This is a genomic window from Rhizobium sophoriradicis (assembly GCF_003939025.1).
Taxonomy (GTDB): domain Bacteria; phylum Pseudomonadota; class Alphaproteobacteria; order Rhizobiales; family Rhizobiaceae; genus Rhizobium; species Rhizobium sophoriradicis.
Window position 1 is genome coordinate 1 of the sequence record NZ_RQIH01000067.1, and the last position, 704, is coordinate 704.

At 64.1% G+C, this 704-nt stretch carries 1 protein-coding gene; it reads right to left on the reverse strand.

The features are described from left to right. Positions 1–704: NAD(P)/FAD-dependent oxidoreductase (locus EFR00_RS32830; protein ID WP_148102837.1), on the reverse strand; the 704-nt coding region annotated here is incomplete at both ends.

Genomic DNA, 704 nt, shown 5'->3' on the forward strand with positions numbered 1-704 from the left:
ACCCGCTTCAGATCGCGGCCGATGTCACCCTTGCGCCATTCATTCTCGATCTCGACGACCTCGTCATGGCTGCGGCCAGCTGCGATCGCCGCCGCCAGCTTCTCGGCCGCCAGCATGCCCGACAGCACCGCATTGTGGCTGCCCTTGATGCGCGGCACGTTGACCAGACCGGCCGAACAGCCGATCAGCGCACCGCCGGGGAAGGACAGCTTCGGCACCGACTGGTAACCGCCCTCGGTGATGGCGCGGGCGCCATAGGAGAGCCGCTTGCCGCCCTCGAAGGTGCCGCGGATCGCCGGATGGGTCTTGAAGCGCTGGAATTCCTCGAACGGATAGAGATAGGGGTTCTTGTAGTTCAGGTGGACGACGAAGCCGACCGCCACCAGATTGTCCTCGAGATGATAGAGGAAGGAGCCGCCGCCGGTCTTCATGCCGAGCGGCCAGCCGAAGGAGTGCTGCACCAGGCCCTGTTTGTGGTTCTCCGGCTTGACCTGCCAGAGCTCCTTGATGCCGATGCCGAATTTCTGCGGCTCGCGGTCCTTCTGCAGATCGAACTTGGCGATCAGCTGCTTGGCGAGCGAACCGCGCACGCCCTCGCCGATCAGCGTATATTTGCCGCGCAATTCCATGCCGCGGGTATAGTTGGGGCCAGGCTCGCCGTTCTTCTCGATGCCCATATCGCCGGTGGCAACGCCGATCACCGC